This is a genomic window from Nocardia sp. JCM 38205, assembly GCF_058222935.1.
In genome coordinates, this window is the sequence record NZ_JBYHFL010000008.1 from 158,378 (window position 1) to 167,629 (window position 9,252).

At 70.5% G+C, this 9,252-nt stretch carries 8 protein-coding genes and 1 rRNA gene; 2 read left to right on the forward strand and 7 right to left on the reverse strand.

Going from position 1 to position 9,252, the window contains the following annotated elements; all coding sequences use genetic code 11:
• Positions 1-25 precede the first annotated feature (25 nt).
• Positions 26-445: an SRPBCC family protein gene (locus AC4HOU_RS25860; RefSeq protein ID WP_195021574.1), complete on the forward strand. Its 420-nt coding sequence runs from the start codon at positions 26-28 to the stop codon at positions 443-445.
• 147 nt (positions 446-592) lie between these two features.
• Here AC4HOU_RS25860 and recN read toward each other — a convergent pair whose 3' ends face one another.
• Genes recN through AC4HOU_RS25885 form a run of 5 tightly spaced genes read right to left on the reverse strand, consistent with a single transcriptional unit; the run spans position 593 to position 5,298 of the window.
• Positions 593-2,365: a DNA repair protein RecN gene (gene recN, locus AC4HOU_RS25865; RefSeq protein WP_195021573.1), complete on the reverse strand. Its 1,773-nt coding sequence runs from the start codon at positions 2,363-2,365 to the stop codon at positions 593-595.
• Entirely contained in the window at positions 2,343-3,314 is a 972-nt protein-coding gene (locus AC4HOU_RS25870) for an NAD kinase (protein ID WP_416381952.1), read from the reverse strand. Before AC4HOU_RS25870 ends, recN begins: the two co-directional genes overlap by 23 nt.
• Positions 3,311-4,132, reverse strand: a complete 822-nt coding sequence (locus tag AC4HOU_RS25875) for a TlyA family RNA methyltransferase (RefSeq protein WP_195021572.1) — start codon at positions 4,130-4,132, stop codon at positions 3,311-3,313. Before AC4HOU_RS25875 ends, AC4HOU_RS25870 begins: the two co-directional genes overlap by 4 nt.
• Before the next feature lies 1 nt (position 4,133).
• Positions 4,134-4,409, reverse strand: coding sequence for a hypothetical protein (locus AC4HOU_RS25880; RefSeq protein WP_163812519.1), 276 nt, complete (start codon positions 4,407-4,409; stop codon positions 4,134-4,136).
• 13 nt (positions 4,410-4,422) lie between these two features.
• Positions 4,423-5,298: an HAD-IIA family hydrolase gene (locus tag AC4HOU_RS25885; protein WP_228816206.1), complete on the reverse strand. Its 876-nt coding sequence runs from the start codon at positions 5,296-5,298 to the stop codon at positions 4,423-4,425.
• Between the two features lie 189 nt (positions 5,299-5,487).
• On the opposite strand from AC4HOU_RS25885, the gene AC4HOU_RS25890 reads away from it, so the two are divergent.
• Complete coding sequence (locus AC4HOU_RS25890) at positions 5,488-6,270, forward strand: SDR family oxidoreductase (RefSeq protein ID WP_195021571.1); 783 nt, start codon at positions 5,488-5,490, stop codon at positions 6,268-6,270.
• 14 nt (positions 6,271-6,284) lie between these two features.
• On the opposite strand, the gene AC4HOU_RS25895 is transcribed toward AC4HOU_RS25890, so the two are convergent.
• Together AC4HOU_RS25895 and rrf are read right to left on the reverse strand one after the other, a co-directional pair.
• Complete coding sequence (locus AC4HOU_RS25895) at positions 6,285-7,157, reverse strand: tetratricopeptide repeat protein (RefSeq protein WP_324197469.1); 873 nt, start codon at positions 7,155-7,157, stop codon at positions 6,285-6,287.
• Positions 7,158-9,138: 1,981 nt separating this feature from the next.
• Positions 9,139-9,252: ribosomal RNA gene (gene rrf, locus AC4HOU_RS25900) — 5S ribosomal RNA — on the reverse strand; the annotation flags it as partial.

The following is a 9,252-nucleotide window of genomic DNA, read 5'->3' on the forward strand; positions in this document are numbered from 1 at the left end:
CACAGATATCCGAAGAGGAGACGTCATGGCCAGCACCACCGTCGATACCGTCATCGCCGCACCGCGGGAGACCGTGTACCGGCTGTTCGCCGACCGCGAGAGCATCAGCCCCTACCTGCCCGTCCAGCTCAAGCTGGTCAAGCCGGGCACCACCGAACGCGAAGGTGTCGGCGCGCAGCATCACGTCGGGCTCGGGCCGGTCGGCGTCACCGAGGAGATCACCGCGCTGGTGTCCGGCGAGCGGATGGAATACAAGATCGTCAAGGGCGCGCCGGTCAAGCGGCACGTCGGCATCGTCACCTTCGCCGACGCCCCCGGCGGCACCCGCGTCACCTACACCATGGAGTCCGAGCCGTCGCTGCCCGTGCCCGCCAAGGTGCTGGAGGCCGGCCTGAAAGTGCTGATCTCCCAGTTCATCAACGGAGCGAAGAAGGCCGTGCGCTGAGCTGACCTTCCGACAACGGCCGCGCCCGGAGTGCACCGGGCGCGGCCGTTGCGCATCGATGGGGTCTGGATCGGCTCGGCGGGCCGGCCCGGATTCCACGTGCCGATCACGCACCGGCATCGGCCGGGTTTCGGTTCCCGCGCCTGCTCAGCGCGCGGTGGCCCGCTCGGACCGCGCGATCTGCAAGAGTTCTTCGGCGTGCGCACGCCCGGTTTCGGTGTCGTCGAGGCCTGCGAGCATGCGGGCCAATTCGATCACCCGCTCGTCGTTGGTCAGGGCCCGCACGCCGGAATTCACCGCACCCGCACCGTCATCGGATTTGTTGACCACCAGATGCGTATCGGCGAAGGCCGCGACCTGCGGCAGATGGGTCACCACGATCACCTGATGGGTGCGCGCCAAACGGGCAAGCCTGCGCCCGATCTCCACCGCCGCCCGGCCGCCGACGCCGGCGTCGACCTCGTCGAACACCATCGTCGCACCGTGCTCACTGCCGGCGAGCACCACTTCCAGCGCCAGCATCACCCGGGAGAGCTCACCGCCCGAAGCGCTCTTGCTCAGCGGCAGCGACTGCGCACCCGAATGGGCCGACAGCCGGAACTCGACCTCGTCCACACCCGTCGACCCGGCGTGCAGCTCGGTCTCCCCGATGGTCAACGGGGCCGAATCCTGCGGTGCCGCAGGCACCGGCCGCACCACCACCTCGAGCCGCGCCTTACCCATCGCGAGCCCGCCCAGCTCGGCACTCACCGCCTCGGCGAGCTTGCCCGCCGCCTTGGTCCGCGCCGCCGTCAGCTTGCTGGCCGCCGCGCGCACCTTGTCCGCGGCCACCTCGACCTCTTTGGCCAGCGAGGCGAGGGTCTCCTCGGAAACGTCCAGTGATTCCAGCCGGGCCCGCGATTCCTCGGCCCAGGCGATCACCCCGTCGATATCGGGAGCGTATTTGCGGGTGAGCGTTTTGAGTTCGGCCTGGCGGGTGAGCATCGAATCCAGGGCGCCCGGATCGGACGGTAGATCCGACAGGTAGCCGCTCAGTTCGGTGGTCAGGTCGACCACCACCGCGATCGCCTCACCCAGCCGGGGCGCCAAGGCCGCCAAGGCCGGATCCTCGGCCGATTCGAGCCGAGATCGGGCGGTGCCCAGCGCATCCAGCGCGCCGGAGTTGGTCTCGGGGCTGTCGGCCGGGCCGGCCAGTGCATCGTGTGCGGTGGAAGCGGCCTCGCGCAAGGAATCCAGATCGCTGAGCCTGCGGATCTCGGCGACCAGGCGTTCGTCCTCGCCCGGCTCCGGTGCGATGCCGTCGATCTCGGCCAGCGAGTGCTTGAGCCGGTCGGCCTCCAACGCGAGTTCGCGGCTGCGCGCGGTGCGTTCGAGCAGTTCGGTGCGCGCATCCAGCCAAGCCCGGCGATGCTGCTGGTACTTGCGCAGCAGCGGTCCGACGGTGTCGGCGGCGAATTGATCCAGCGCGCTCAGCTGCTGATCCGGCCGCTGCAACCGCAGCTGGTCGTTCTGCCCGTGCACCGTCAGCAGCGGGGCCGTGAAATCCGACAGCACCGAGGCCGGAACGCCGCGCCCGCCCAGATGCGCACGCGAACGCCCATCGTTGCCGACGGTGCGGATGGCGATCACGCTGCCGTCGTCGTCACGTTCGGCGGCAGCGGCCTCCAGCACCTCGGCCACCTCGGCGCGCGCCGCCTCGTTCACCTCGTCGATGGTGAACCGGCCCTCCACCACCGCACGGGACGCGCCCAACCGCACCCGCCCGGCATCCGCGCGCGCACCACTCAGCAGATGCAAACTGGTGACGACCATCGTCTTTCCGGCGCCGGTCTCACCGGTCAGGACCGTCAGACCCTCATGGAATTGCGCGGTCGCCGTGGAGATGACGCCGAGTCCGTCAATCCTGATCTCTGTCAGCACGTGTGCTCTCCGTTCGCCGTCGGCCACGCCAGCCTGTCACGGGCAATTGGAATTTGCGCACCATCCGGTCGGCGAACGGCGCGGAATCCAACCGCACCCACTGCACCGGTTCGGCGCCGCGGACCGCTTCCACTCGACCACCCCTCGGCAGGGCGAGGGTGCGCCTGCCATCCAGGAAAACTATCGCATCGTGGCCCGTCGCAACGGATTCGACCGCGATCCGGGAATCCGGGCTGGTCACCAGCGGACGGGCGAACAGGGCGTGCGCGTTACTGGGAATGACCAGCAGCGCTTCCAGCTCCGGCCACACCACCGGCCCGCCGGCGGAAAACGCATAAGCCGTGGAGCCGGTGGGCGTGGCGATCAGGATGCCGTCGCAACCGAACGCCGACACCGGCCTGCCGTCCACCTCGAGCACCACTTCCAGCACACCCATCCTGGCGGCGTTCTCGATGCTGGCTTCGTTGAGCGCCCAACCGCTTTCGACCACCTCGTCGTCGACGCGGACCGAGACATCGATCGTCATCCGCTGCTCGACCCGGTAGTCGCGGCGCACCACCTGCGCCAGCGCCTCGTCCAGATGTTCGGCCTCGGCTTCGGTCAGGAAACCGATGCGGCCCAGATTGATTCCCAGCACCGGCACCGACGCTGTCCGCGCCAGTTCCGCCCCGCGCAGAAACGTGCCGTCACCGCCGAGGGCCAGCACCATTTCACAGCCGAGGGCGGCATCCGGCTTGTGTTCGACGACGCGCACCGGATAGCCGCCGCCTGCGCTCGAATCCGCCTCGAACTTGGTGCTGTAGGCCTCGTCGGCCAGCACCCGTAGCCCGATGCCAGCGTCGGCGAGGATCTTCGCCACCCGATGCGAGGTCTCGATGATCTCGGCCCGCCCCGGATGCGAGACCAGCAGGATCTCCCGCCCGGCGGCCTCGCCCGTCAGCGCGTTCACTGTGGACCCTCCTCAACCGCGCGTTCGACCAGGGCCGCGACCGCCGCGTCGTCGTAGTCGAACGGTCCGTCGTTGTGCAACCACAGGAAGTATTCGACATTTCCCGACGGCCCCGGCAGTGGGCTGGCCACCGCCGCCAGGGTGCGCAGACCCAGTTCGCCCGCGGCCGAGGCCACCGTGCGGACCGCTTCGGCGCGCAGCGCCGGATCACGCACCACACCGCCGGAGCCTACTCTTTCCTTGCCCACCTCGAATTGCGGCTTCACCATCGGCAGTAGGTCGGCACCGGGTGCCGCGCAGGCGGCCAGCGCGGGCAGCACCAGCGCGAGCGAGATGAACGACAGGTCGGTCACCACCAGTTCCACCGGGCCGCCGATAACCTCGGGGGTCAACGTGCGGACATTGGTGCGGTCCAGCACGCGCACCCGTTCGTCGTTCTGCAATCGCCACACCAGCTGGCCGTAGCCGACATCGGCGGCGACCACTTCACGAGCCTGCCGCGACAGCAGCACATCGGTGAATCCCCCGGTGGACGCGCCGGCATCCAGGCAACGTTTCCCGGCGACACGCAAACCGCCCGGTTCGAACGCCTCCAGCGCTCCCAGGAGTTTGTGCGCGCCACGCGACGCCCACGACACCTCGTCCGGCTGTTCCCGCACCAGCAGCGGTGTTCCGGGTTCCACGGCCGTCGCCGGTTTCACCGCGACGGCGCCATTGATGAGGACGCGGCCCGCCCCGATCAGCTCGACCGCGTGTTCTCGCGATCTGGCCAATCCGCGGCGTACCAGCTCGGCGTCCACTCGTGCGCGCCTGGCCACCTCAGATCTTGTCCACCGTCGCCAGCGCCTGCACCAGGACCTCGTGGGCCTGTTCCAGGATGTGCGCCCGCCGGGTGAGGTCGGTGCCGCTGTCCGGATCACCGTCGCCCGCGCCCGCACCGGCGCCGAGTTCGTCCAGCAGCGCATCGATCTCGGTGCGGATGCGGTCGGGATCGGCCGGTTCCGGTCGTCCCTGTGCACCAGGCAGATGCTGACCGGGCAGCGGCGCCCCTGGACGGGGGCCGGGCACAGGCGGACGGGGCGTGGGAGTACTCATCGTGGCGACAACGCTATCGGATTTCGGAACGGGACGCGCGTACCGTCACGGCGCGACCAGGATTGTCGCGCAGGGTGTCGGCGAGATCACCGTCCCCCGCGGGCACCGGCGGCTGATTCAGCGCGTCCAGGGACGTCGCGACGTAAGTGGGCCACAGCTCCTCGGGCCATTCCGCGACATCGGCCGCGGTGCTGACGCCGGTGAGCACCAGCAACGAATCCAGCTCGACGCGTGCCGCGCCTTCGATGTCGGTATCGAGTCGATCCCCGACCACGAGCGCGTTGCGCGTACCCGCCCGCACCAGCGCGTCTTCGAGCAGCGGTGCATACGGCTTCCCGGCGACGACGGGTTCGCGGTCGGAGGCGGCCCGCAACGCCGCCACCATCGATCCGTTGCCCGGCGCGAGGCCGCGCTCGTTCGGCAAGGTCTTGTCGGTGTTGGCGGCGATCCACAGCGCATCGGCACGCAGGGCGTAGGCGGCTTCGGCGAGGTCGGGCCAGCCGGTCTCGGGCGAATGGCCCTGCACGACCGCCTCCGGCGCCGAGCCGTTGAACCGGCGCACCGGCCGCAGTCCGACCGCGCTCACCTCGGCGGCGAGATCGTCGGTGCCGACGACGAGCACCTGCGCCTGCGGTTCGAGCCGTTCGGCCAACAGCCGCGCGGCGGCTTGTGCGCTGGTCACGACGTCCTCGGTACCGGCCTGGAACCCGAGTTCGGTCAGATGCTCGGCCACCACAGCGGGCCCCCGGCTCGCGTTGTTGGTCACGTACACCAGCCGCTGGTCCCCCTCCGACAATGCCGCAGGCGCCCCGTCGATGACGACCTGCCCGCGATAGAGCGTCCCGTCCAGATCCAGCAGCAGCGCGCCGTATCGGTCCCGCACCCGCATCACTTCACTCCCTCGCACCGATTCAGCGTCCACCCGAAATCCTCCCACCCGCAGTGCCCATGCGATCGACCGGCACGGCCTGCGTATCAACGCCGTCCCGTCGCGGAGCAGTGTAGGCAACAGCACCGACATGAGCCGCGCACCGAATCGAGGACAAGATGCGGCCGCAATACCTGCGATCCTGGCCAGATGACCCCATCACCACCTTCTTCCGAGTCCGCTCCACTGCGCGACCGCGGCGCCTTGGTCACCGGCGGATCCCGCGGCATCGGCCGTGCGATCGTCACGCGGCTGGCCGCTGCGGGCGCGGCTGTGGTCTTCACCTACTGCACCTCGGCCGCGGCGGCCGAGGCCCTCGTCGACGAGATCCGGGAACAGGGCGGCCGCGCACACGCCGTGCCCTGCGATCTGGCCGATAGCGAACAGACCGCCGGCGCGTTCGAGGCCACGACGGTCACTCTCGCCGACCGTTTCGGCATCGGCCTCGACATCGTCGTCGCCAACGCAGGCATTTTCACCAGTGCCCCGCTCGACGGGCTGGACCTGAGCGAGTGGGACCACGCGATGGCGGTCAATGCCCGCGGCACCCTGCTGACCTTGCAATTCGCCGCGCGCAACCTGCGCGACAACGGCCGCATCATCACCATCTCCACCATCGGCACGCACTGGCCGAGCCCCGGCGAGGCCGCCTATGCCGCGAGCAAGGCAGCGGCCGAGCAGCTGACCCGCGTCGCCTCCCGAGAACTCGGCGGCCGCGGCATCACCGCGAATGTGCTCGCCCTCGGACCGACCGACACCGATCTGCTGCGCTCGACCGCGCCACCGGCCGCACTCGACGCGACCGCGGCCATGACAGCGCTCGGACGGATCGGCGGCCCCGCCGACATCGCGGGCATGGTCGCGTTGCTCGCGCACCAGGACAGCGGCTGGATCACCGGGCAGATCATCCGCGCCGACGGCGGCCTCACCTGACCGGTGAGCCGCGCTCAGGCGTCGCCGGTGAGTTCGGCCGCTCGTTCCTCCGCGTCGGTGTCGCCGTCGAGATCTGCCGCGGCGGCGTTGAGGAACCAGGTCAGGCCCTCCTCGGTGCGGCCGGCGGCGACCAGGGCGTCGGCGTAGGCGTAGAACAGGCGGGCGGCGGCCGAGCCGGTGCGTGAGGGGTCCAGATCCGGTGTCTGCAACGTGACGACGGCCTGGTCGTACTGGCCGAGGTCCATGCGAGCGCCTGCGACCACGATCCGCAGTTCGTTGGCTTCGTCGCCGCGCAGGGCTCGCGCTTCCTCGCTGCGGCCCAGCTCGATGGCGCGTTCTGGGCGCCCGAGCCCGCGTTCACAGTCGGCCATCACCGCGAGCAGACCGGAGCCACCGGACATGCGTCGCGCGGTCCGCAACTCGGAGAGAGCTTCGGCCCATTCACCCGCGTGATAGGCCACCACACCGGCGGTTTCTCGCACCACCGCGATGCGGCCGGCCCGCTGCCGGGCGGCGCGCGCGTGCGCCAGCGCCAGCCCCGGATCGTCGTCGAGCAGGCGCGCGGCCATCACCAGATGCCTTGCGACGGTCTCGGCATTGCCCTTGTCCAAGCTGAGCAGGTCACGCCGGATCGTGGTGTCGAGGTCGGAGGCCTGAACGTCATCGGGCAGGTCCGGCTCTTCCGGCCGGGGCGGACGGCGATCCATCATCCGGCCGCCGGGCGCCCGGCCACCATCGCCGCCGCGACGCCGATCGCCACCGGGTCCATCGCCACGGCCCTCATCGCGCCGCTTCGGCCCGCGATCGTTCCAGCCGCGGCTGTCTTCGCGCCGGCCACGGTCGCCGTTGTCGGTCACATCGCCCCGCTCTCCGGTCTGCGCGACCACCGAGGGCCGCTGTTCGACGGCATCGTCGCGGTCGTCGGCGCGCGCCCCGGTTACAGCCGTGCCCGCGTCGTCGCCGCCGGTCCAGTCTGCCGGTCGATCCGCGCGATCGGCATCGCCACGCCGACCGGACGGTGCGGCGTCAGCAATCAGTTCCGTCGCCGAGACCGGGTCTGCGTCGGAGGTCGACCGCTCGGTGTCATCCGCACCCGTCTCCTCGGTTCGGCGCAAAGCAGCGTCGTCCGCCGACGAGCTTCGACGTTCGATGTCGTCCGCCCGGGCAGCGTTTGTCGATTCGGCGTGGGACTCGCCTGCACGAGCCGGCTCGTCGCCCGTCCGCTCGGCGGGAGATTCAGTTTCTCCGCTTGCGGCCGCAGGCACCGACTCGGTCCGGGAAGTGTTGCCCGTGGCCTGCTCGGTAGCGGCGGATCCTGCGCTCAGGTCCTGGTCGTGGTCCGGGCTGGCTGCTGCCTCGATCGGCGCGATGTCGTCACGCTCGGTTCCAGAACGATCGCCCGCTTCGGTGTTCGGGAAGGACCGCTGCGACGAACGGTCGTCCTGCCGCCGGAAACCACCACTGCGCCGGCCCTGGGTGCCCGAGTCGTCCCGCTCGGCATATCCACGCTCGGGGCGTCCGCCCTCGAACTCGCCGCGACGGAATCCACCGCCGCTCCCGCCGCGGGATTCGCCTCCTGAGCGCCGGAATCCGCCCGGACGATCGCCCGAAGTGCTCGGCCGTCCGCTGTCGCCACGCCGGAAACCACCCTGGTCGGATCCGTGGCGGTCGTCGCGGCCGCCGCGAACGTCGTCCGAGGAACGCCGGAAACCGCCCTTGTCCGTCCCCCGGTAGCGGTCGCTCCCGCCACGATCTCGATCGTCGCGTCCGCCACGAGGCTCTTCCGACGAGCGCCGGAAGCCTCCCCGGTCCGAACGGTAGCGGTCATCTCCGCCGCCGGGGCGGTCGTCACGCCGGGCGCGAGCGTCGTCCGAGGAACGCCGGAAACCGCCCTTGTCCGCACCGCGGTAGCGATCGTCCCCGCCGCGCGCCCGGTCGTCGCGCGGTCCCTGGTCGCCGGAGCGCCGGAACCCACCGGGCCGGTCGCCGAAGTTCGCCCGACCGCCGGGCCGCGAATCGCGGTCCCGATCACCACGGAACCCGGCCCGGTTGCCGCCACGCTCCACCGAACCGGTGGTGTCGTCGTATCGGCGCCGGTCATCGGGCCCGCGTCGCTCGTCCCGATCGCCCGACCGGCCGTATCCGCGCCGATCCTGGCCGGACGAGCCCCATTCGCGCCGGTCTCCGCCGCGCCGATCATCTCGATCACCGGATCGGCCGTATCCACCGCGGTTCTGGTCCGATGACGATCCGCGCTCGCTCCGCTCGCCGCCGCGACGGTCCGCGCCACGGTCGTTCCACGGCCGGTCGCCCGTATCGCGCCGCGGTGCGTCGTCGCGGCGATCCCGCCACTGTGGCCGGCCTTCGGACGAGCTGCCGCGGTCGGATTCACGCCGGTCCCGGTACCCGCCGCGATCGTCGCTGCGGTTCCAGTTGCTGCCACGCTGCTGTGGGCGGCTATTGCTCTCATTGCGCGGTCCGCGCCGAGCCTGCCCGCCTTCGCTGGGTTGCCCGCTGTCGCGTCCACCGCGCGGGAAGCCGCCACGTTCGCCGCTGCTTCGGTCGGCGCGGTCGTCACCTCGGCGCGTTCTGCGTTCGTCGTCTCCGCTTCGGCCCCGACCGCCGCGTTCCCCCGAGGTACCGCGGTCGCCCCGATTATCGCCGCGGCCTCCGTATCCGCGCTCGGGGTCGTTGCGGCGGAAGGGTTTCCGACCGTCGTTCTGTTCCGGCACGGTGGTCCCTTTCTGAGTTGCGCGCACAGGTGGCTCGGCCACGAATTCCTGACATCTACTCGACGTTCGCCGAGCATTTCGGCATACAAACGACGATAGGGGACCCAGTGTATGGGTCCCCTATCGTGAAAGGATGTTCCGGCGGTGTCCTACTCTCCCACACCCTGTCGAGTGCAGTACCATCGGCGCAGGTGGCCTTAGCTTCCGGGTTCGGAATGGGACCGGGCGTTTCCCCACCGCTATAGCCGCC